Annotated in this window: 23 protein-coding genes; 22 read left to right on the forward strand and 1 reads right to left on the reverse strand. The window is 45.8% G+C overall.

Going from position 1 to position 23,223, the window contains the following annotated elements; all coding sequences use genetic code 11:
- The first annotated feature begins 6 nt into the window (after positions 1-6).
- The 6 genes from infB (at position 7) to nlpI (ending at position 8,063) form a co-directional block, all read left to right on the forward strand.
- A complete protein-coding gene (gene infB / locus QMG91_RS03455) occupies positions 7-2,715 on the forward strand; it encodes a translation initiation factor IF-2 (RefSeq protein ID WP_004401955.1) in 2,709 nt (902 codons plus the stop codon).
- A gap of 100 nt (positions 2,716-2,815) precedes the next feature.
- Positions 2,816-3,211 (forward strand): 30S ribosome-binding factor RbfA, encoded by a 396-nt coding sequence (gene rbfA, locus QMG91_RS03460; RefSeq protein ID WP_281828922.1) that lies wholly within the window; start codon positions 2,816-2,818, stop codon positions 3,209-3,211.
- Positions 3,211-4,155 (forward strand): tRNA pseudouridine(55) synthase TruB, encoded by a 945-nt coding sequence (gene truB / locus QMG91_RS03465; RefSeq protein ID WP_045962240.1) that lies wholly within the window; start codon positions 3,211-3,213, stop codon positions 4,153-4,155. The genes rbfA and truB overlap by 1 nt, the downstream gene beginning before the upstream one ends.
- A 176-nt stretch (positions 4,156-4,331) precedes the next feature.
- Entirely contained in the window at positions 4,332-4,601 is a 270-nt protein-coding gene (rpsO, locus tag QMG91_RS03470; RefSeq protein WP_004401958.1) for a 30S ribosomal protein S15, read from the forward strand.
- 271 nt (positions 4,602-4,872) lie between these two features.
- Positions 4,873-6,996 carry a polyribonucleotide nucleotidyltransferase gene (pnp, locus tag QMG91_RS03475; RefSeq protein ID WP_004401960.1) on the forward strand — a complete coding sequence of 708 codons (2,124 nt, stop codon included), beginning with the start codon at positions 4,873-4,875 and terminating at the stop codon, positions 6,994-6,996.
- Positions 6,997-7,181: 185 nt separating this feature from the next.
- Positions 7,182-8,063 carry a lipoprotein NlpI gene (gene nlpI / locus QMG91_RS03480; RefSeq protein ID WP_281830434.1) on the forward strand — a complete coding sequence of 294 codons (882 nt, stop codon included), beginning with the start codon at positions 7,182-7,184 and terminating at the stop codon, positions 8,061-8,063.
- 101 nt (positions 8,064-8,164) lie between these two features.
- On the opposite strand, the gene suhB is transcribed toward nlpI, so the two are convergent.
- Positions 8,165-8,968: an inositol-1-monophosphatase gene (gene suhB, locus QMG91_RS03485; protein ID WP_004401962.1), complete on the reverse strand. Its 804-nt coding sequence runs from the start codon at positions 8,966-8,968 to the stop codon at positions 8,165-8,167.
- A 231-nt stretch (positions 8,969-9,199) separates the two neighbouring features.
- Between suhB and trmJ the strand changes: the two genes are divergently transcribed.
- The 16 genes from trmJ to hisS all read left to right on the forward strand — a co-directional run bounded on the left by trmJ (position 9,200) and on the right by hisS (position 23,219).
- Positions 9,200-9,931: a tRNA (cytosine(32)/uridine(32)-2'-O)-methyltransferase TrmJ gene (gene trmJ / locus QMG91_RS03490; protein ID WP_281870166.1), complete on the forward strand. Its 732-nt coding sequence runs from the start codon at positions 9,200-9,202 to the stop codon at positions 9,929-9,931.
- A gap of 113 nt (positions 9,932-10,044) precedes the next feature.
- Positions 10,045-10,551 (forward strand): Fe-S cluster assembly transcriptional regulator IscR, encoded by a 507-nt coding sequence (gene iscR / locus QMG91_RS03495; protein ID WP_004401964.1) that lies wholly within the window; start codon positions 10,045-10,047, stop codon positions 10,549-10,551.
- 56 nt (positions 10,552-10,607) lie between these two features.
- Entirely contained in the window at positions 10,608-11,822 is a 1,215-nt protein-coding gene (locus QMG91_RS03500) for an IscS subfamily cysteine desulfurase (protein ID WP_022551463.1), read from the forward strand.
- Between the two features lie 34 nt (positions 11,823-11,856).
- The gene (iscU, locus tag QMG91_RS03505; protein WP_004401966.1) at positions 11,857-12,240 is read left to right on the forward strand and encodes a Fe-S cluster assembly scaffold IscU; all 384 of its coding nucleotides are present in this window, start codon (positions 11,857-11,859) and stop codon (positions 12,238-12,240) included.
- Positions 12,241-12,303: 63 nt separating this feature from the next.
- Positions 12,304-12,627, forward strand: coding sequence for an iron-sulfur cluster assembly protein IscA (iscA, locus tag QMG91_RS03510; protein WP_004401967.1), 324 nt, complete (start codon positions 12,304-12,306; stop codon positions 12,625-12,627).
- A gap of 102 nt (positions 12,628-12,729) precedes the next feature.
- Complete coding sequence (hscB, locus tag QMG91_RS03515) at positions 12,730-13,245, forward strand: co-chaperone HscB (RefSeq protein ID WP_281870168.1); 516 nt, start codon at positions 12,730-12,732, stop codon at positions 13,243-13,245.
- Between the two features lie 13 nt (positions 13,246-13,258).
- Positions 13,259-15,112 carry a Fe-S protein assembly chaperone HscA gene (gene hscA, locus QMG91_RS03520; protein ID WP_281828930.1) on the forward strand — a complete coding sequence of 618 codons (1,854 nt, stop codon included), beginning with the start codon at positions 13,259-13,261 and terminating at the stop codon, positions 15,110-15,112.
- A gap of 23 nt (positions 15,113-15,135) precedes the next feature.
- Positions 15,136-15,474, forward strand: a complete 339-nt coding sequence (gene fdx / locus QMG91_RS03525) for an ISC system 2Fe-2S type ferredoxin (protein ID WP_004401970.1) — start codon at positions 15,136-15,138, stop codon at positions 15,472-15,474.
- Between the two features lie 12 nt (positions 15,475-15,486).
- On the forward strand, positions 15,487-15,687 hold the full coding sequence (gene iscX / locus QMG91_RS03530; RefSeq protein WP_004401971.1) for a Fe-S cluster assembly protein IscX: 201 nt from the start codon (positions 15,487-15,489) through the stop codon (positions 15,685-15,687).
- A 180-nt stretch (positions 15,688-15,867) separates the two neighbouring features.
- Positions 15,868-17,160 (forward strand): aminopeptidase PepB, encoded by a 1,293-nt coding sequence (gene pepB, locus QMG91_RS03535; protein ID WP_022596653.1) that lies wholly within the window; start codon positions 15,868-15,870, stop codon positions 17,158-17,160.
- A 68-nt stretch (positions 17,161-17,228) separates the two neighbouring features.
- Positions 17,229-17,660: a nucleoside-diphosphate kinase gene (gene ndk, locus QMG91_RS03540; RefSeq protein WP_004401973.1), complete on the forward strand. Its 432-nt coding sequence runs from the start codon at positions 17,229-17,231 to the stop codon at positions 17,658-17,660.
- 225 nt (positions 17,661-17,885) lie between these two features.
- Positions 17,886-19,004 carry a bifunctional tRNA (adenosine(37)-C2)-methyltransferase TrmG/ribosomal RNA large subunit methyltransferase RlmN gene (locus tag QMG91_RS03545; protein ID WP_004401974.1) on the forward strand — a complete coding sequence of 373 codons (1,119 nt, stop codon included), beginning with the start codon at positions 17,886-17,888 and terminating at the stop codon, positions 19,002-19,004.
- A gap of 45 nt (positions 19,005-19,049) precedes the next feature.
- Positions 19,050-19,805 (forward strand): type IV pilus biogenesis/stability protein PilW, encoded by a 756-nt coding sequence (gene pilW, locus QMG91_RS03550; protein WP_004401975.1) that lies wholly within the window; start codon positions 19,050-19,052, stop codon positions 19,803-19,805.
- Entirely contained in the window at positions 19,795-20,781 is a 987-nt protein-coding gene (gene rodZ / locus QMG91_RS03555) for a cytoskeleton protein RodZ (RefSeq protein ID WP_281828935.1), read from the forward strand. The genes pilW and rodZ overlap by 11 nt, the downstream gene beginning before the upstream one ends.
- 26 nt (positions 20,782-20,807) lie before the next feature.
- The gene (ispG, locus tag QMG91_RS03560) at positions 20,808-21,932 is read left to right on the forward strand and encodes a flavodoxin-dependent (E)-4-hydroxy-3-methylbut-2-enyl-diphosphate synthase (RefSeq protein ID WP_004401977.1); all 1,125 of its coding nucleotides are present in this window, start codon (positions 20,808-20,810) and stop codon (positions 21,930-21,932) included.
- An 18-nt stretch (positions 21,933-21,950) separates the two neighbouring features.
- A complete protein-coding gene (hisS, locus tag QMG91_RS03565; protein WP_022596647.1) occupies positions 21,951-23,219 on the forward strand; it encodes a histidine--tRNA ligase in 1,269 nt (422 codons plus the stop codon).
- Positions 23,220-23,223 lie beyond the last annotated feature (4 nt).

The raw sequence follows: 23,223 nt of genomic DNA on the forward strand, positions 1-23,223 counted from the left end.
AGTGGCATGACAGAATTAACGGTTAAAGCACTGAGTGATGAGATTGGTACGCCAGTTGACCGCTTGATTGAGCAACTTGCTGATGCTGGGATGAAAAAAGCGGGCACAGATACCGTATCTGACGATGAGAAGCAAAAGCTTCTCACTCATTTGAAAAAAGAGCATGGTGATACCTCAGGGGAATCCGAGCCTACGCGCTTGACTCTCCAGCGTAAGACTCGCAGCACTTTAAGTGTGAATGCGGGCGGCGGTAAGAGTAAAAATGTTCAAGTAGAGGTGCGTAAGAAGCGCACGTACGTAAAACGCAGTGCAATCGACGAAGAAGCTAAGCGAGAAGCTGAGGAAGCAGCAAAACGTGAAGCTGAAGAGCTAGCGAAGCGTGAAGCGGAAGAGCTAGCTAAACGTGAAGCTGCAGAGAAAGCACAACGCGAAGCTGAAGAGAAAGCCAAACGAGAAGCTGAGGAAGCAGCTAAACGTGAAGCGGAAGAAAAAGCCAAGCGCGTACAAGCTGATAAGGCTAAGAAAGAAATGAACACAAAGAGCGCGGAATTAAGTTCGCAGGCAAAACAAGAAGCTGATGAGCTAAAACGCCGTCAGGAACAAGAAGCACAGCGTAAAGCAGAAGCTGAAGCGGCTAAACTGGTTGAAGAAGCCCGTAAGCTAGCTGAAGAGAATGCAGCTCGTTGGTCAGAAGCTGAGAAGAAAGAGAAATCAATGGAAGAGGGTGACTACCACGTTACTACTTCTACATTTGCTCGTGAAGCTGAAGATGCAGCTGACCAAAGCGAAGAGAAAGCTCCTCGTCGTCGTAAGAAGAAAGCTTCTACTAACAACGATGATCGTGGCAATAACCGCAATGGTGGCAATCGCAACCAACGTGGTGGTCGCGGCGGTAAGAAAGGTAAGCTGGCTAAGCCAACTTCCATGCAGCATGGCTTCGATAAGAGTGCTTCTGTTGCTAAATCTGACGTTGTCATCGGTGAGACAATTGTTGTTTCTGAACTGGCGAGCAAGATGTCGGTGAAAGCAACTGAAGTTATCAAAGTGATGATGAAGATGGGTGCAATGGCAACCATCAACCAGGTAATCGACCAAGAAACTGCACAGCTAGTTGCAGAAGAAATGGGTCACAAAGTTATCCTGCGTAAAGAAAACGAATTGGAAGAAGCAGTACTGTCTGATCGTGACAATAACGCTGAAGCGGTTCCTCGTGCTCCAGTTGTTACTATCATGGGTCACGTTGACCACGGTAAAACTTCGACACTTGACTACATCCGTAAAGCACACGTTGCTTCAGGTGAAGCGGGCGGTATTACCCAGCACATCGGTGCATACCACGTTGAAACTGAAAACGGCATGATCACTTTCCTTGATACTCCTGGACACGCCGCGTTTACCGCAATGCGTGCTCGTGGTGCTCAAGCGACAGATATTGTTGTTCTTGTTGTAGCGGCAGACGATGGCGTAATGCCACAGACTATCGAAGCGATTCAGCACGCGAAAGCGGCGGAAGTACCTCTGATTGTTGCTGTGAACAAGATCGATAAAGAAGACGCAAACCCAGACAACGTGAAAAACGAGCTGGCACAGTACGACGTTATCCCAGAAGAGTGGGGCGGTGAGAACATGTTCGTTCACATCTCTGCGAAACAGGGTACTAACATCGAAGGTCTTCTAGAAACCATTCTTCTGCAATCTGAAGTTCTTGAACTGACAGCGGTTGAAGAAGGCATGGCGTCTGGCGTAGTCGTAGAATCTCGTCTGGATAAAGGTCGTGGTCCTGTTGCGACTGTACTGGTTCAGTCTGGTACGCTAAACAAAGGCGATATCGTACTTTGTGGTCAGGAATACGGTCGTGTTCGTGCAATGCGCGATGAAAACGGTCAAGAGATCTCAACGGCTGGTCCTTCTATCCCAGTAGAAATCTTGGGTCTGTCTGGTGTTCCTGCATCAGGTGACGAAGCAACAGTGGTACGTGATGAGCGTAAAGCACGTGAAGTAGCGAACTACCGTCAAGGTAAATTCCGTGAAGTTAAGCTGGCTCGTCAACAGAAAGCGAAGCTGGAGAACATGTTTGCGAACATGTCTGCAGGTGAAGTGGCCGAGCTTAACGTTGTTCTTAAAGCTGACGTACAGGGTTCTGTAGAAGCTATCGCAGATTCTCTACGTAAACTTTCTACTGACGAAGTGAAAGTGAACATCGTAGGTTCTGGTGTTGGTGGTATTACAGAAACTGACGCAGTACTTGCAGCGGCTTCTAACGCTATCATCCTAGGCTTTAACGTACGTGCTGATGCTTCTGCTCGTCGTACAGTTGAAACTGAAAACCTAGACCTTCGTTACTACTCAATCATTTACCAATTGATTGACGAAGTGAAACAAGCAATGGGCGGTATGCTTGCTCCAGAATTCAAGCAAGAGATCATTGGTCTTGCTGAAGTACGTGACGTGTTTAAGTCGCCGAAACTGGGTGCAATCGCTGGTTGTATGGTTACTGAAGGTCTTATCAAGCGTAACAATCCAATCCGCGTACTACGCGACAACGTAGTAATCTACGAAGGTGAGCTAGAATCTCTACGCCGCTTCAAAGATGACGTTCAAGAAGTTAAGAATGGCTACGAGTGTGGTATCGGCGTTAAGAACTACAACGACGTTCGCGTAGGCGACCAAATCGAAGTATTCGAAATCGTTGAAGTTAAACGTACTCTAGACTAATTGACAAAGTTGCAATGATATCAATCTGATAGATTGCAAAGGTTGTTGAATACACCATGGGGGGCCTTTGCCCCCCATTCTTTCTATAGTGAGAAAAGAAATGTCAAAAGAATTTAGCCGCACGCAGCGCGTGTCGCAGCAACTACAAAAAGAACTGGCGCTCATTCTGCAACGTGAAGTTCGTGATTCACGCATTGGTATGGTAACCATCTCCGACGTTGAAGTGTCTCGTGATCTGGCTTACGCAAAAGTATTTGTGACTTTCCTATGTGTGGGTGAGCAAACCCCAGAAAGCAGCCTTGCAGCGTTGAAAGAACACGAAGTTCAAGTTCGTATGATGCTAGGTAAGCGTATTCGTCTTCGCCTGACTCCAGAAGTTCGTTTTACTTACGACAACACACTGGTTGAAGGTATGCGCATGTCTAACCTTGTGAGTGAAGTGGTTAGCAAAGACAAGCGGAAGAAAGAAGATGCAGGTCGTGGAGACGAAGAATAATGGGACGTCGTCGTAAAGGACGTCCGGTTAACGGCGTCGTTCTTCTCGATAAGCCGACGGGCATTTCATCGAATGATGCGCTGCAAAAAGTAAAGCGTATCTATTTCGCTGAAAAGGCTGGGCACACAGGGGCTTTAGATCCGCTAGCAACAGGCATGTTGCCGATTTGTCTGGGCGAAGCGACCAAGTTTTCGCAATTCCTTTTGGATTCAGATAAACGATATGTGGTGATCGCCAAACTGGGTGAGCGTACCAATACTTCGGATTCAGATGGCGAAGTTGTTGAAACTCGTGATGTGAATGTCACCGAAGAACAGCTTCTTGAATGCATTGAGAAATTCAAAGGCACGACGAACCAAATTCCTTCGATGTTCTCGGCGTTGAAATACCAAGGTCGCCCGCTATACGAGTACGCTCGTGAAGGTATTGAAGTACCTCGTGAGTCTCGGAAAATCACAGTCTACTCCATTGAGCTGCTTCGATTTGAAGGCGATGAAGTCGAAATGGAAATCCACTGTTCTAAAGGGACGTACATTCGAACAATTACCGATGACCTGGGTGAGATGCTAGGTTGCGGAGCACACGTAACGTATCTGCGTCGAACTGGTGTGGCCAATTACCCTTACGAGCGCATGGTAACGCTGGAGCAACTGAACGAGCTTCTTGAGCATGCCAACGATCAAGGTTTGCCACCAAAAGAGTTACTTGATGTGTTGCTGTTGCCAATGGATACCGCTGTTGAAAGCTTACCAGAGGTTAACCTCAACGCAGAACTGACGCACATGGTTCAGCATGGTCAGCCTGTTCAGGTGTTTGGTGCACCGATCGAAGGTACGGTTCGCATGACAAGTGGTGACGAAAAATTGTTTATTGGCGTTGGTGAAATCGACGATGATGGCAAAGTGGCACCCAAGCGCTTAGTGGTCTTTAGAGACGAAGAGTAACGTCAAAACCCTGCTAAATTGAAACCGAAGCCTTACGCTTCGGTTTTGTTTTTAGAGTTTTAATTCTGTTCGCTTGTGTTTACAAAATACACCCCGTATAATGCGCGCTTCGCGTGTCGGCTGAATCAGAGATTGGCTGGCACAGTTTTAACTTTAACTCTTATTAGGAGAGAATTATGTCTCTGAATGCAGAAACTAAAGCAGCAATCGTTGCTGAATACGCACAATCTGAAGGCGACACTGGTTCACCAGAAGTACAAGTAGCTCTACTGACTGCTTCTATCAACCACCTACAAGGTCACTTCAAAGCGCACAAGCAAGACCACCACAGCCGTCGCGGTCTTCTACGTATGGTTTCTCGTCGTCGTAAGCTTCTAGACTACCTTAAAGGTAAAAACCTAGAGCGTTACCAAGACCTAATCAAACGTCTAGGCCTACGTCGCTAAGATCAGTTTGTTTGAAAGAAGGAGCTTCGGCTCCTTTTTTTGTGCCTACCGAATGGTGTTTAAGACATTTTCCAATAAGTAGTTTATACTACTGCGGATTTGGCTTCTGCCAGTCACACAAAGCAGCTTTACAGTCACCGATGTCGACCATAAAGGTCGCGGCTAATGAAAACAATTCGGGCGAATTCTTTTCATTAGTCGCGATTGGTAAAGCGCTGTTGTGTTTAATTCAAAACAACAACTTTGAAAAACTCAAAGCTAAGGAATTTACGTGAATCCAATCGTAAAAACGTTTCAATACGGTAACCACACCGTAACTATTGAAACTGGTGCTATCGCACGTCAAGCGACAGCAGCAGTTATGGTCAACATGGACGATACAGCGGTATTCGTTTCTGTTGTAGGTAAAAAAGAAGCGGTTGAAGGTCAGGACTTCTTCCCTCTTACAGTAAACTACCAAGAGCGTACCTACGCCGCTGGTAAAATCCCAGGTGGTTTCTTCAAGCGTGAAGGTCGTCCGTCTGAAGGCGAAACACTGACAGCTCGTCTTATCGACCGTCCTATCCGTCCTCTATTCCCAGATGCATTCAAAAACGAAGTTCAGGTTATCGCGACAGTAATGTCTGTAAACCCTGATGTTCAGCCAGACATCCCAACTATGATTGGTACTTCTGCTGCACTTGCTATCTCTGGTATCCCGTTCAACGGTCCAATCGGTGCGGCTCGTGTTGGTCATATTGATGGTCAACTTGTGCTAAACCCAAGCAACACAGAACTGGAAAGCTCTAAGCTTGACCTAGTTGTAGCAGGTACTGACAATGCAGTACTAATGGTTGAGTCTGAAGCAGACAACCTGACAGAAGAAGAAATGCTATCTGCGGTTGTTTACGGTCACGATCAACAGCAAGCTGTGATCACAGCAATTAAAGAGTTTGCTGCTGAAGTGGCAACTCCAGCTTGGGAGTGGGAAGCGCCTGCAGAAAACACTGAGCTTAAAGCTCGCGTTGCTGAACTGGCTGTTTCTCGTTTCGAAGAAGCGTACCAAATCACTGAAAAAATGGCGCGCTACGAGCAAGTAGGCACTATCAAGAACGAAGTGGTAGAAGCTCTTCTTGCACAAGACGAAGAACTGGATGAGCGCGAAATCCGCGGCATGCTAGGTTCTCTTGAGAAGAACGTTGTACGTAGCCGCATCATTGCGGGTAACCCACGTATCGACGGTCGTGAGAAAGACATGGTTCGTGCACTAGACGTACAAACTGGTGTACTTCCACGTACTCACGGTTCTTCACTATTTACCCGTGGTGAAACTCAGGCGCTGGTAACGGCGACTCTTGGTACACAGCGTGATGCTCAAATCATCGATGAACTGACTGGTGAGAAGAAAGATCACTTCCTTCTACACTACAACTTCCCTCCATACTGTGTAGGTGAAACAGGTTTCGTTGGCTCTCCTAAGCGTCGTGAAATTGGTCACGGTAAGCTGGCTAAGCGCGGTATCGCTGCGGTAATGCCTTCTGTTGATGAGTTCCCATACACAGTACGTGTTGTATCGGAAATCACGGAATCTAACGGTTCATCTTCAATGGCTTCTGTATGTGGTACGTCTCTGGCACTTATGGATGCTGGTGTACCAATTAAGTCTTCTGTTGCAGGTATTGCAATGGGTCTTGTGAAAGAAGGCGACGACTTCGTGGTTCTTTCCGACATCTTGGGTGACGAAGACCACCTAGGTGACATGGACTTTAAAGTAGCAGGTACTAACGAAGGTATCACTGCGCTACAAATGGATATCAAGATCGAAGGTATCACTAAAGAAATCATGCAAATCGCGCTTAACCAAGCACAAGGTGCGCGTAAGCACATCCTATCTGTGATGGATCAGGCGATTTCAGGTGCTCGCGAAGATATCTCTGAGTTTGCTCCTCGTATCCACACCATGAAGATCAACGCAGACAAGATCAAAGACGTTATCGGTAAAGGTGGTGCAGTTATCCGTGCTCTGACTGAAGAAACTGGCACAACCATCGAAATCGAAGACGACGGTACAATCAAGATTGCTGCAACTGAAGGCACAGCTGCTAAAGAAGCGATTCGTCGTATCGAAGAGATCACAGCAGAAGTTGAAGTAGGCACTATCTACACAGGTAAAGTGACTCGTATCGTAGACTTCGGTGCATTCGTTGCTGTTCTTGGTGGTAAAGAAGGTCTGGTACACATTTCTCAAATCGCTGACAAGCGTATCGAGAAAGTGGCAGATCACCTTTCTGAAGGTCAGGAAGTGAAGGTTAAGGTACTTGAAATCGATCGCCAAAACCGTATCCGCCTAAGTATGAAAGAAGCAGTTGAAAAAACTGAAGAAGCACCATCAAGTGAGGAGCCAAGCGCGGAATAACGCGTCAGGCATACGCATTTGAATTAAAGCGTGTTATAAAGGGGAGCTAAGGCTCCCCTTTTTGCTATAGGGAACAGGTACAAAGCGTCAAATTTTTCAGTATTGGTTACTATATAACGAGCACTTTTATAACGGCTCAGTATTGACGCGAATTAAGGAGAATCAGTTTGGCAAAATGGTTAAAAATGGTCGGGATTGTATCGGCTCTGGTACTGACAGGGTGTGCATCCAACCAAAACCAGTGGCTATACCCACCCATGGCGGTGCCGCTCCAACCAAGTATTCAGCAGGAAGTGCAGATTGCGCGATTAACTCAGCTTCTGCAAAGACAGGATCTTAAGGAAGAAGTCCGCGCTAAGATGTTTTATGAGCGAGGTAACTACTACGATAGCGTAGGGTTACGCGATTTAGCACGCCTTGATTTTGAACGTTCCTTAAACATCAATCCACGTCAGCCAGATGTGTACAACCTTCTTGGTGTTTACTTCACTGAAAAACGTGAATTTGATGCTGCTTACGATGCTTTTGATTCCACACTTGAGCTTGACCCAAGCAACCAATATGCAGAAAGAAATCGTGCTATTGCCTTGTACTATGGCTCAAGGTTCGAGTTAGCGTTGGAAGAAATGTCAACGCACTATGACGATGACCCAGAAGATCCGTTTCGAGCACTGTGGCTGTATTTGATAGAGCGTGAAGTTGACGCCGAAACAGCGAAAGAAAAACTGATGACTCGCTACGAGCAGAGAAGTGAGCGTTGGGGGTGGTTGATGGTTGCTTTGATGCTAGAGCAAATCTCAGAAGAACGTGCTCTTAAGGCTATTGTCAGTGCAACTAACGATAACGAGCTGTTATCGCAGCGTTTAACGGAAACCTATTTCTACCTGGCTAAGCGCTACCAGCTTCAGGGAGACTACGGTAACGCTATCTCACTTTACAAACTGGCACTTTCTTTTAACGTGTATGAGTATGTAGAACACAGATATTCCTATATGGAACTCGGCAATATCTACAGTGAACTGAAAGCAGAACAAGCCAAGGATTCAACTCAACCCACAAGTATTTAGATACAGGCTTCGTAATTCGCCATTTAGGTTGTTCCCAAATAAAAAACGCCCGGTCACTTCATAGTAACCGGGCGTTTTATTCAGCGTGTGACAGTAAAAAATTACTTCAGGATAGCTTCATTACCGTTTTCGCGGATGTGTTTTAGAATTGATTTAACACCGCGTGGGCTAGAGCCAACAATATTGCCTGATTGCATGTAGTTAGTGCCACCAGAGAAGTCCGTAAGAATTGCGCCAGCTTCACGAGCAATCAGCTCACCCGCCGCCATATCCCATGGTTTCAAACCTAACTCAAAGAAGCCGTCTACACGACCTGCAGCTAAGTAACATAGGTCAAGTGCTGCACTACCAGTGCGGCGGAAGTCTGCACATTCAACAAACAATGCGGACACAATCTTCATGTAAGATTCAGAGTGCTGCTTTTGCTTGAATGGGAAGCCTGTTGCCAGAACTGCACCTTGAAGATCTTTCAATTGAGGAACACGGATACGTGCGTTATTGAGTTGTGCGCCTGCGCCGCGTTGAGCAGTGAACAGTTCGTTAAGCATTGGGTCGTATACACACGCCACTTCTGTTTTGCCTTTCATACGAACGGCGATGGAAACAGAGAAGTGTGGTAGACCTTTAACGAAGTTAGTGGTGCCATCCAGTGGGTCGATGATCCATTGTACGTCTTTATCTTTACCTTCGATAAGACCATTTTCTTCAGCAACGATACAGTGCTCAGGGTAAGAGCTTTTGATGGTATCGATGATTAGAGCTTCTGCTTCTTTGTCTACGTTAGTAACAAAGTCATTGCTGCCTTTCTGAGTTGACTCAATTTTGTCAGCGTTTTCTAGTGATTTAGCAATGTGATTGCCTGCTTTTCGCGCAGCGCGAATAGCAATGTTAAGCATTGGATGCATACAAATTTCCCAACGGATGTTAAAGAACGATAAAGCGGCGGGGAGTATATCAGAGTTCCTACAAAAAGGAAGTGGTTATTTTTTGCCCTTTTTGAGGTGAGTGGAAACCTACGTTGACACTGGATTCTGGCAGTGTGATTGAAAGCAAGCCCCTCCATTGGATTGAGATAACCTTTTTATTGGTGTTGTGATACTATTTCGCGGTTTTTCAATAGCGGGTATCTAAACACCATGTTAGACCAAGTAAAAGTCGTATTAGTTGGCACATCTCATTCAGGAAACATAGGCAGCGCAGCACGCGCAATGAAAGTGATGGGGTTGTCCAATATGGTGTTGGTGGATCCACAATGTGAGGTTGATTCTCAGGCTATCGCATTGGCGGCCGGAGCAAGTGAAATAGCGTTAAATGCCCAAATCGTAAGTACCCTTGAAGAAGCCGTAGAAGATTGTGGTTTGGTCGTCGGGTCTAGTGCTCGATCGCGCACACTGGAATGGCCAATGCTTGAGCCGCGAGAGTGTGGAGAACTGTTTGCCAAAGAAGGAAAAAGCCATCCAGTGGCGTTGGTATTCGGACGCGAAAGAACCGGGCTGACAAATGAAGAACTCCAGCGCTGTCATTATCATGTCTGTATTCCAGCAAACCCAGAATACAGTTCATTGAATTTGGCTATGGCAGTTCAAACTCTCGCTTACGAAGTGAGAGTCGCGCATTTAAACGAGCAGGCAAGTATCCATCCTAAAGCCGAGCAGGAAGAATATCCAAGGCATAAAGAGTTGGAAATGTTCTATGAGCATCTTGAAAAAGTCATCACTCAAACCCAGTTTATTGATAGTGATAACCCTGGTCAGGTGATGAATAAACTTCGACGTTTATTCTCCAGAGCTCGACCTGAAGCACAGGAAATCAATATCTTGAGAGGGATTCTGACCTCCGTACAAAAAGAAAATATCAAAGTAAAATAACCATATTAATTTAATGGTTAAATACCTGACTATTTTAGTCAAATAAATACTTGACCAATTTAGTCAGGTATGGAAAACTTCTATCCACAAACTTACTGTGGATACGATGCGATATGAGACTTACATCAAAAGGAAGATATGCAGTAACAGCAATGTTAGATGTTGCTCTGCATTCGCAAGAGAGCCCAGTCCCGCTGGCGGATATTTCAGAGCGCCAGGGAATTTCTCTTTCTTACTTAGAACAACTGTTTTCAAAACTGCGTAAAGCAGGTCTGGTTGCGAGCGTTCGTGGTCCTGGTGGTGGTTACCGCCTAGGTGCAGATGCGAATGAAATTGCAATCGGAATGGTTATTTCAGCCGTTGACGAATCTGTCGATGCAACCAAATGCAGCGGTAAAGCCGACTGCCAGGGTGGCTCTCGCTGCCTAACTCACACACTTTGGCGCGACTTAAGTGCTAGAATTAGTGAGTTTCTTAACAACATCACGCTTGGCGAGCTGATGCTTGATAATGAAGTGTTAGAAATTTCTGACCGTCAGGACATTGACTTGGCGCTCAACCATGGGTTTGGACAAAAAAATACAAACACCGCTCCCATCGGTGTAAACGCACGCTCTTAATCGATAATAAAATGATCGCTTATTAAAAGCGGCACTATCTTACATTGGAGTAAAGAATGAAACTGCCTATTTATTTTGATTATTCAGCAACATGCCCAGTTGATTCTCGCGTTGCTGAGAAAATGGTTCAGTACATGACGATGGACGGGACGTTCGGTAACCCGGCATCTCGTTCGCATCGTTATGGCTGGCAGGCAGAAGAGGCAGTAGATACTGCTCGTGAGCAAATCGCTGAACTACTTAATGCTGACCCGAGAGAAATTGTCTTTACCTCAGGTGCAACCGAATCAGACAACCTAGCGATAAAAGGTGCAGCGCACTTTTACGGTAAAAAAGGCAAACACGTTATCACTTGTAAGACCGAGCACAAAGCGGTTTTAGACCCTTGTCGCCAACTTGAGCGCGAAGGTTATGAAGTGACATACCTTGAGCCAGAATCCAACGGCATCATCGACTTAAATAAGCTTCAAGAAGCCATGCGCGAAGACACAGTTTTAGTGTCAATCATGCACGTTAACAACGAAATTGGCGTTATTCAGGACATTTCTGCGATCGGCGAGCTTTGCCGCGAGCGCAAAATCATCTTCCACGTTGATGCAGCTCAGTCTGCAGGCAAAGTGCCTCTAGATGTAAAAGAAATGAAAGTAGACCTGATTTCGATGTCGGCTCACAAAGCTTATGGACCAAAAGGTATTGGTGCACTTTACGTTCGCCGTAAACCACGCATTCGTTTAGAAGCACAAATGCACGGTGGCGGTCACGAGCGTGGATTCCGTTCAGGTACACTGCCAACACACCAAATCGTTGGTATGGGCGAAGCGTTCCGCATCGCTAAAGAAGATATGCAGAAAGACTTTGAACATGCTAAAGCCCTGCGCGATCGCATGTTAAAAGGTTTGGAAGGTATGGAAGCGTTAACCGTTAATGGTGACCTTGACCAACGCGTTCCTCACAACCTAAACATCAGTTTTGCCTTTGTAGAAGGTGAATCACTGCTGATGGCATTAAAAGATCTGGCTGTATCTTCTGGCTCTGCGTGTACGTCTGCAAGCCTAGAGCCTTCATACGTTTTACGTGCGTTAGGTCTGGATGATGAACTGGCTCATAGTTCTATCCGTTTCTCATTTGGTCGTTTTACGACAGAAGAAGAAGTGGATTACGCCGTCGAAAAAATTCGCGTAGCAGTAGATAAACTGCGCGACATGTCTCCTCTATGGGATATGTACAAAGAAGGTGTTGATTTGAGTACGGTTGAGTGGGCTCACCACTAATCTAAGGAATATAGAGGATTCGAGGTAAAAGATTATGGCATACAGCGAAAAAGTTATTGATCACTACGAAAACCCACGCAACGTTGGTTCATTTGACAAAGAAGATCCATCTGTCGGAAGTGGTATGGTTGGCGCGCCAGCATGTGGCGACGTAATGAAACTGCAAATCAAAGTGTCCCCTGAAGGCATTATTGAAGACGCGAAATTTAAGACTTATGGATGCGGCAGTGCGATTGCTTCCAGCTCTCTTGTTACAGAGTGGGTAAAAGGCAAAAGCATTGATGAAGCGGCAGCAATTAAAAATGCAGAAATTGCAGAAGAGCTTGAATTACCACCGGTAAAAGTTCACTGCTCAATTCTGGCAGAAGATGCAATCAAAGCCGCTGTTTCTGATTACAAAAAGAAACACGACTCCTAAAGTTAAAGCAGGAGAGAAAAACGCTCTCCTGTCTTAAATTCACTAATGTAAGCAGGGTGCAGTATGGCCATTACCATGACAGAAGCGGCAACAAGCCGGGTCAGAGCATTTCTTGATAACCGAGGTAAAGGTATCGGTTTGAGACTTGGGGTAAAAACCACAGGTTGTTCAGGAATGGCATATGTTCTCGAATTTGTTGATGTATTGAATGACGAAGATGAAATCTTCGAACAAGACAATGTGAAAATCATCATTGACCCGAAAAGCTTGGTTTATCTTGATGGAACTGAGTTGGATTTTGTCAAAGAAGGTTTGAACGAAGGCTTCCAGTTTAACAACCCTAACGTGAAGAGCGAATGTGGTTGTGGTGAAAGCTTTAATGTTTAATCGCAAACATCAATAAATAAAATGAACAAAAACGCAGTGAAGGCTGCGTTTTGTACTTTCCACCCGTCTTGAATTTTGCCCAATATTATTGAGAGACAGATAATGGATCATTTTGAATTGTTTGGCATTTCTCGCCAATTTGATCTCGATGTCACCGCGTTGTCCACCCAATTTAGAGAACTTCAGCGTCAATTTCATCCTGATAAATTTGCGACCTCGTCTGAGCGCGATCGCCTTATGGCGGTTCAGAAAGCCGCTCAAATAAACGATGCATTTCAAGTTTTGAAGCAACCTATCTCTCGCGCAGAGTATCTTTTGTCCCTTAAAGGGGTAGATATTCGCAACGAGCAAAACACCATGCAAGACCCGATGTTCCTAATGGAGCAAATGGAACTGAGGGAAGCATTGGAAGAGATCGAGTCTTCATCTGATCCAGAGTCTGAGCTGTTCGATTTTGAAAAAAAGGTCAGTAAACTGTATCAATCTCACTTAGATGAGATGGTTCAGTCATTGACTGAAGAATCACTGGAAAATGCTGCGAATGGTATTCGCAAGCTAAAATTTATTGCCAAATTACAAAATGAGATAGAGCAACTCGAAGAAAAGTTGTTCGCATAATAAAGGAATTTCAATGGCATTACTTCAAATTGCAGAGCCAGGTCAAAGCTCCGCGCCTCACGAGCATAAGCTCGCGGCGGGCATTGATCTCGGTACAACCAATTCACTGGTGGCATCGGTTCGAAGTGGAACCGCCAAGCCGCTAGTGGATGCACGGGGTGAAAGCATTCTGCCTTCGGTTGTGTATTATGGCTCTGAGGATCCTGTCGTCGGAACTGCTGCACGTGAGCATGCACAGTCTGACCCAAAACAAACCATCATATCCGCCAAACGCCTAATTGGTCGTTCTCTGGAAGATATTCAAAACCGTTATCCGTCTTTACCTTATCAATTCACAGCCAGCGAAAATGGTTTGCCAGTAATTGAAACCGATCAAGGTAACGTTAACCCGATTCAAGTGTCATCTGAGATCTTGAAATCTCTCGGTCAGCGTGCTGAAGAAACCTTGGGTGGCGAGCTAACTGGGGTTGTGATTACGGTACCTGCGTACTTTGATGATGCACAGCGTGCTGGCACTAAAGACGCAGCTAAGTTAGCTGGATTGAACGTACTGCGCCTTCTTAATGAACCTACCGCAGCAGCCATTGCTTACGGATTGGATTCAGGTCAAGAGGGGGTTATTGCCGTCTATGACTTGGGAGGAGGTACGTTTGATATCTCTATCCTACGTTTATCCAAAGGGGTATTTGAAGTCTTGGCCACTGGCGGAGACTCTGCTCTGGGTGGTGATGATTTCGATCATATCATCGCTGACTACATCAAAGAGCAATCGGGCTACCAAGGCGATCTATCGATCCAGGAAAACCGTGCTTTGTTGGATGTGGCAACTCAGGCGAAGATTGCTTTGTCTGATTCCACCGTTACTGAGATTAAATTTGGTTCTTGGACAGGTTCGCTATCTCGTGACACCTTCAATGAGTTGATTCATCCTCTAGTGAAAAAGACTTTGCTTTCATGTCGCCGCGCTCTTAAAGATGCAGGTGTAAGTACAGAAGAAGTTCAGGAAGTCGTGATGGTAGGTGGCTCAACCCGAACTTTATACGTTCGTGAAATGGTCGGTGAGTTTTTTCATCGTGAGCCACTAACAAGCATCAATCCCGATGAGGTGGTTGCCATTGGGGCTGCGATTCAGGCAGATATTTTAGCGGGTAACAAACCGGATTCTGAAATGCTGTTGTTGGATGTCATTCCGCTGTCATTGGGCATAGAAACCATGGGTGGCCTGGTCGAGAAGATCATTCCAAGAAATACCACGATCCCTGTCGCTCGCGCTCAAGAGTTTACTACTTTCAAAGATGGTCAGACGGGCATGCTGGTTCATGTCGCGCAGGGCGAACGTGAACTGATTGACGACTGTCGTTCTCTGGCGAAATTCTCGCTAAAAGGTATCCCACCTATGACTGCAGGTGCGGCGCATATTCGCGTCACCTATCAAGTGGATGCGGATGGCTTGCTCTCTGTTACTGCAATGGAAAAGAGCACGGGTGTTCAGGCAGAAATCCAAGTGAAACCTTCTTATGGTCTGAGTGATGATGAAGTCGCTGGCATGCTCAAAGATTCCATGACCTATGCTAGAGAAGACATGCAAGCTCGTGCCCTGGCAGAGCAACGTGTAGAAGCAGACAGAGTAATTGAAGGTTTGGTCGCTGCTATACAGGCAGATGGTGATGAGCTGTTATCTGAAGAAGAACAGCAAGTGTTGCTAAAATCCATCGAGGCATTGATTGCGCTTCGAAACGGTGATAATGCCGACGCGATTGAGCGAGGCATCAAGGATACTGATAAAGCCAGCCAGGAATTTGCGTCACGACGCATGGACAAATCCATCCGTACTGCCTTATCTGGTCAGTCGGTTGATGACATTTAACAGAAGAAGTTTGAGAATTTAAAATGCCTAAGATTATTGTTTTACCTCATGAAGATCTTTGCCCAGAAGGTGCGGTATTAGAAGGACAAACTGGTCAGTCTGTATTAGATGTTGCACTTAAAAACGGAATTGGAATTGAGCACGCGTGTGAAAAATCCTGTGCATGTACAACATGTCATGTTGTGATTCGCGAAGGTTTTGATTCACTGGATGAGAGTGATGAACTGGAAGACGACATGCTAGACAAAGCGTGGGGGCTAGAGCCTGAATCTCGCCTTGGCTGTCAGGCTGTTATTGCAGATGAAGACTTGGTTGTTGAGATTCCGAAATACACTTTAAACCACGCGGCTGAAGATCATTAATAGGGAAGAGATATGAGCTTGAAATGGACTGACTCGCGAGATATCGCGATTGAGCTTTGTGATTTGTATCCGGATACAGACCCAAAAACAGTGCGTTTTACCGACCTGCACCGTTGGATTTGCGAGCTAGAGGATTTTGACGACGATCCAAACCGATCAAACGAAAAAATCCTTGAAGCAATTATTCTGTGTTGGATGGATGAAGCAGATTAAAAGATAAGCAACATAATGTGACCTAACATTATTTACTGAAAAAAGCGGGCTTAATTGCCCGTTTTTTTTATGCAAATGACATTTAACTCGAACATAATGCTAACATTCTGAAACTAGTGAAAAGAAACACAGTCGTAATAAAGAATTGCAAGGATTACGACACCAAGACAAGGAGAAATCATGTCTACTCAAATGCCGGTATTCATTTCCTCACAAGCGGCACAACCTCATTGGGGTGAGAAAGCAATCCTATCTTTTACCGAGCAAGGTGCAACCATTCACCATACAGACAACGAACTGACAGATGTCGCTCAACGTGCGGGTCGCAAGCTGGATGGTCAAGGAATCAAAGCGGTATCTCTGGAAGGAGAAGGCTGGAACGTTGAAACTATCTGGGCGTTTTATCAAGGTTTCCGTAGTCCAAAGAATACAAATTCAGTGGTATGGACTGAGCTTGAAGAAAATTCAGAAAAAGAACTGAAAGCGCGCATCAAAGCGGGCGATTGGGTTCGTGACATCATCAATAAAAGCGCTGAAGAAGTTGCGCCTCGCCAATTGGCAACCATGGCGGGTGAATTCATCAAGTCTCTAGCTCCTGAGCACGTAACTTACCGTATTGTAAAAGACAAAGATCTTCTGACTGAAGGGTGGGAAGGCATTTACGCGGTTGGTCGTGGTTCAGAGCGAACTTCTGCAATGCTACAACTAGACTACAACCCAACAGGTGACGAAAACGCGCCAGTATTTGCGTGTCTGGTTGGTAAAGGCATCACCTTTGATTCTGGCGGTTACAGCATTAAACCTTCTGGTTTTATGGACGCGATGAAAGCGGACATGGGTGGTTCCGGTACGATCACTGGCGGTCTAGCACTTGCGATCCTACGTGGTCTCAATAAGCGAGTTAAGTTGATCCTTTGCTGTGCTGAGAACATGATTTCTGGTCGAGCATTCAAGTTGGGCGACATCATTACCTATAAGAATGGTAAAACGGTTGAGATCATGAACACCGATGCGGAAGGTCGTTTGGTACTGGCTGATGGTCTGCTGTATGCGAGTGAGCACAGCCCTGAGCTAATCATTGATTGTGCAACTCTGACTGGTGCGGCGAAGAACGCATTGGGTAACGACTACCACGCACTGCTGACGTTCGATAATGCTCTTTCTGCAAAAGCGATTTCATACGCCAATGAAGAAAAAGAAGGGCTGTGGCCTCTTCCGCTGGCTGATTTCCACCGTTCAATGCTTCCGTCGAACTTTGCTGACATGTCAAACATCAGTAGCGGTCAGTATTCGCCTGGCGCAAGCACAGCAGCAGCATTTTTGTCTTATTTTGTGAATGACTACAAGAAAGGCTGGTTGCATTTTGACTGCGCAGGCACGTATCGTAAGAGTGCAAGTGATAAGTGGTCTGCAGGTGCAACGGGCATGGGTGTTCGCACTCTGGCTCGTATTCTCACTGAACAGGCGAAATAATCAGAATTCGGCATGCAGGCGGAAACCTGCCTGCAAAAATATTATAACGATAGTACGAAGGACATCTTATGGCTCTAGAAAGAACATTTTCCATCATCAAGCCCGATGCAGTTAAGCGAAACCTTGTGGGTGAAATCTATAACCGTATTGAAAAAGCCGGTCTTCGAATCATTGCGGCAAAAATGGTCCACCTTTCTGAAGAACAGGCAAGTGGCTTCTACGCTGAGCACGAAGGTAAACCTTTCTTTGAAGGACTGAAAGAATTCATGACATCAGGACCTATTATGGTTCAGGTGCTTGAAGGTGAAGATGCGATTGCACGTTACCGCGAACTCATGGGTAAAACAAATCCAGAGGAAGCTGCATGCGGTACCATCCGTGCAGATTACGCAGAAAGCATGCGTTTTAACTCTGTGCACGGCAGTGACAGCCCAGAATCTGCTGCACGTGAAATCGAGTACTTCTTCCCGACTTCTGAGATTTGCCCTCGTAACGACTAACGTTTCTCAAAGAAACGCTCTGAAATATCAGAGCGTTTCTTTTTCATAATCTCTTCTCTTTTCTCTCATATTTACTCTGCTATTCTTGAGAATATTATTTTGATTAATTTTTAATCGATTTAAAATTAATCTCTTATCAATAACCTTACTCCCGACCCCTTGTTGTCATTGGGTAAAGGCTGTACAATTCGCGCCCTTAAATAAAGTTCCACCGCGAGAGGCAACATGAGCACTGAAAAAGTAAATCTGCTGGATTTTGACCGAAAAGGGCTACGGAAATATTTCGCCGATGAATTAGGCGAAAAGGCATTTCGTGCCGATCAGGTCATGAAGTGGATCTACCATTTTGGTGTCGACGACTTCGAGAAAATGACCAACATCAACAAGAAACTGCGTGAGAAACTTCAGCGATTAACTGAAATTCGTGCACCGTATGTTTCAGAAGCTCAGCACTCGACGGACGGTACTATTAAGTGGGCGATGCGTGTGGGCGATCAGGATGTTGAAACGGTTTACATTCCGGAAGACGATCGCGCCACCTTATGTGTCTCTTCTCAGGTTGGTTGTGCACTTGAGTGTAAGTTCTGCTCGACCGCTCAGCAGGGCTTTAACCGCAACTTGAAAGTATCTGAAATCATTGGTCAGGTATGGCGTGCCGCTCGTGAAATTGGTTTAGAAAAAGAAACAGGTCGTCGTCCGATCACCAACGTCGTTATGATGGGTATGGGCGAGCCGCTTCTCAACATGAAAAACCTGATTCCTGCCCTGGAGCTTATGCTTGATGATCTCGGTTTTGGGTTGTCTAAGCGTCGTGTGACGGTTTCCACATCAGGTGTGGTTTCTGGTCTTGACCAAATGACAGGTAACATTGACGTTGCGCTCGCGATCTCTTTGCATGCTCCGAACGATAAGCTTCGTAGTGAAATCATGCCAATCAATGATCGTTGGGACATTGAAGACTTTTTAACGTCCGTAAGACGATACATTGCCTCCTCTAATGCTAACCGTGGCAAGGTAACCATTGAGTATGTTCTGTTAGATCATGTGAATGACGATATGGAACATGCAAGACAACTCGCAGAATTGTTAAAAGATACGCCTGCTAAGATAAATTTGATTCCTTTTAACCCTTATCCTGGTTCACCATATCGCAAGCCAAGTAACTCGCGCATTGACCGTTTTATGAAAACGTTGATGAAGCACGATTACACGGTGACTGTTCGTAAAACACGTGGTGATGACATCGATGCAGCCTGTGGTCAGCTGGTTGGTGATGTGATCGATCGTACAAAACGAACAAAACTTAAACAGCATGGGGAACCAATCGCGGTGAAGTCAATCTGACTTGATAATTGACCCGGAAGGCTCCCCGCACAGTAAGGGAGTGTGATGTTGGTGAGAATTGCGGGCATATTTCTGGTTAGTTTGTTAGTAGGTTGTGTTACAGTTACTGAACAACCCGCTAATAATCAGTTCGATAAAATTAAAGCGGCGGAAGCGCGTATAAGTTTGGGGCTAAACTACCTGGAGTCGAGAGACATGATCCGGGCAAGGGAAAACCTTGAAAAAGCCGTGAGCTATGCGCCAAAATATTATCGCTCGTTGATCGCAATGGCTCACTTTTATCAGGAAGTCGGTGAAAACGGTCAAGCAGAGCAAGCCTATAAGAAGGCACTAAGGGAGTCGCCAAAGAACGGTGATGTTCTCAATAACTACGGTACATTTCTTTGTAAGATCGGACGCTATGACGAAGCCGATGCATTCTTTAACCGTGCTATTGAGCAGCCATATTATTACTTGATTTCAGCCAGCTATCAAAATGCGGCAATGTGTGCGCTTAAGCACGGTGATCAGGATAAGGCTGAATATTATTTCTCTCGTTCGTTGGATCATGACCCAAACCGAGTGGTTTCTATACTTCAGTTGACACAAATAGAAATACAAAAAAAGAAGTATCGTGAAGCAAGGGTCAGACTTTTAAAATTTCATAATAGATATGGGTATCGTGCATCGAGTTTAGGTCTGCTCATTCAACTAGAAAAACAAGCAGGCAATGAATCTCTGGCAAATAAATACGCAAGCGTATTAAAAGATAAATACCCAGACTCGATTCAATATCAGAAGTACGTAGCGAATGAGTATTGAACAAACTGCAGAAAATATGACTATTTCTACATTACCTCTGCCGGGTGATGTACTGCGCCAACAGCGCGAGAAGCTTGGGTTATCGCAAAAAGACATTGCTGACCGACTGCGACTCCGCTTAGCAGTGATTCAAAACATTGAAGAAAATAACTTCAAATCTGACCAAGTAGCCACTTTTACCCGTGGCTATTTGCGATCTTATGCAAAGGCGGTAGGGCTTTCTGATGATGAAGTCCTTCCTCTTCTAGAAGGCGCGCTTGAAGACGAGCACAAAGAGCACGCCATGCAAAGCTTTTCCCGAAAAACTAACCGCGAAAAACACGACAGCCGCATCATGCTAATCACTTGGGGTGTATTGGTCGTTTTAGTTGGAATTTCATCTGTTTGGTGGTGGCAAAATCAAAGCCAGGACACCTTATCCGTCTCTGAGCTTGTCTCATCTCAGGGTTCTTTATCTCAGGAATCCGAAGCGGATTTAGCGGTGCTTGAAGCACAGCGTGAACTTAACGTTGTCTCTACGCAACCTTTGCAGCGAGAAGCATCTTCTCAAACAGAGCCCGATTCGCAAATACAACCTGATGCTTCGAGTATCGAAGCAACGACAGAAAACACATCAACAGAAGCTACGCCCGTTGATAACTCATCTACTGTTTCCGACCCAGAACCCGAGGTCGCAGTAGTTGAAAATGAACCCACACAGCAGCCAGAAGCACCGTCGCAATCTGAAACTCCAGTAACATCAAATCAAGTATCTATGTCGTTTTCGGCAGATTGCTGGATTCAGGTTAAAGACGCAGATGGAAAAGTCCTTGCAACTGGTGTTAAAAAAGCGGGACATCAGCTTACTCTGAGCGGTCAAGCCCCTTACAGCGTCATATTAGGTGCGCCTGAGGGTGTTACAATGACATTTGCTGGTGAAGCGGTAGACCTTTCTGGGTATACTGCGGGCAAAGTAGCAAGATTCAAATTACCCTAGCAAGCTGAGTTAGTCTAAAAGCAATTATGCAACACGAATCCCCTATTAAACGTCGTGCATCGACCCGCATCAATGTGGGTGATGTGCCGATCGGTGACGGTGCCCCAATTGCGGTACAGTCCATGACCAACACCAGAACGACCGATGTTGACGCCACTGTGGAACAAATCCGGTCGTTGGAAAACGTTGGTGCAGATATTGTTCGTGTGTCGGTTCCTACTATGGAAGCGGCAGAAGCGTTCAAGCTTATTAAGCAGCAGGTGAAGGTACCATTGGTTGCCGATATTCACTTTGATTACCGTATCGCATTGAAAGTTGCGGAGTACGGTGTTGACTGCCTTCGAATCAACCCAGGTAACATTGGTAATGAAGCACGCGTTCGTTCGGTTGTCGATTGTGCGCGTGATAAAAACATTCCAATTCGCATTGGCGTAAATGGCGGTTCTTTGGAAAAAGATCTGCAGGTGAAGTACGGCGAGCCAACACCAGAAGCTTTGGTGGAATCGGCAATGCGCCACGTGGATTACCTTGACCGTCTTAACTTCGACCAGTTTAAGGTCAGTGTTAAAGCTTCCGATGTTTTCCTAGCCGTCGATTCTTATCGTTTGCTGGCAAAAGAGATCGACCAACCCCTCCACCTCGGCATTACTGAGGCTGGTGGTGCGCGTGCTGGATCTGTGAAATCAGCGGTTGGCTTAGGCATGTTGCTCGCAGAAGGAATCGGTGACACGTTACGTATTTCTCTGGCGGCGAATCCGGTAGAAGAAATCAAAGTGGGCTTCGACATTCTGAAGTCACTTCGAATCCGCTCGCGTGGCATTAATTTTATTGCCTGTCCAAGCTGTTCACGACAAGAGTTTGATGTGATCAACACAGTAAACGCGTTGGAAGAACGTCTCGAAGACATAATCACACCAATGGATGTATCCATCATCGGTTGTGTGGTGAATGGACCAGGTGAAGCAGAAGTTTCCCACCTAGGTCTTGCAGGCAGTAACAAGAAAAGTGCCTTTTACGAAGATGGTAAACGTCAAAAAGAGCGTTTCGACAATGATGATCTCGTTAACAAGCTAGAAGCGAAGATTCGCGCGAAAGCGTCGATGCTAGACGAGAATAACCGCATCGACATCAATTTAATCGATAAACAATAATCTCAACGGTATAAAACTGTGGCAAAAACGATACAAGCAATCCGAGGTATGAACGACTGCCTCCCAACACAATCTCCTCTTTGGCAAAAAGTGGAGAATGCGGTGAAACATGTGATCAGTGCGTACGGATACAGTGAAGTGCGCATGCCTATCGTTGAGATGACGCATCTATTCAGCCGTGCCATTGGTGAAGTCACCGATGTGGTTGAAAAAGAAATGTACACCTTTGAAGACCGCAACGGCGACAGCCTGACCCTTCGCCCTGAAGGCACTGCAGGTTGTGTACGTGCAGGCATTGAAAATGGTCTGCTTTACAACCAGGAACAGCGTTTGTGGTACATGGGACCTATGTTCCGTCATGAGCGCCCACAAAAAGGTCGTTACCGTCAGTTCCACCAGTGTGGTGTTGAAGTCTTTGGTTTGAATGGACCAGATGTTGATGCTGAACTGATCATGCTAACGGCGCGTTTGTGGCGTGAGCTTGGCATCGACAAACACGTTCGCTTGGAACTGAACTCCATTGGTTCTTTAGAAGCTCGTGCAAATTACCGTACTGCTCTGATTGCATTTTTGGAGCAACACATTGATATCCTGGACGAAGACTGTAAACGTCGTATGCACACCAATCCACTTCGTGTGCTGGATACCAAAAACAAAGATATCCAGGCGATTCTTGTTGATGCGCCACAGTTGTCCGATTACCTTGACGAAGATTCTAAAGCACATTTTGCTGGTTTGTGTGAACTTCTTGACGCTGCTGGTATCGAATACCAAGTTAATCAGCGCTTAGTTCGTGGTCTGGACTACTACAACCGTACCGTATTTGAGTGGATCACTGAAAGCTTAGGCGCTCAGGGTACTGTATGTGGCGGTGGTCGTTACGATGGTCTGGTTGAGCAACTTGGTGGCAAAGCAACACCAGCCGTTGGCTTCGCGATGGGGCTTGAGCGTCTGGTATTGATGCTGGAAGAGTTAGAGCTGGCTGAAACTCGCCGAGCGGTTGATGTGTATATGGTGAGTGCTGGCGAAGGTACGCTGATGGCGAGCATGAAACTGGCAGAACAACTGCGTGAAGCACTACCAGGTTTGCGTGTTATGACGCACTTTGGCGGTGGAAACTTTAAGAAACAATTTAAGCGTGCTGACAAAGTTGGCGCTGCAGTCGCACTTGTGCTGGGTGAAAACGAAGTAGCTGAAAGCACGGTAGTTCTGAAAGATCTACTTGGTGGCGAACAAACAACAGTGGCTCAGGCAGAGGTTGCCGAGCAACTTAAGCATTTGATCTAAAGAG

It is taken from the genome of Vibrio nigripulchritudo (assembly GCF_027924785.1).
Lineage (GTDB): Bacteria > Pseudomonadota > Gammaproteobacteria > Enterobacterales > Vibrionaceae > Vibrio > Vibrio nigripulchritudo.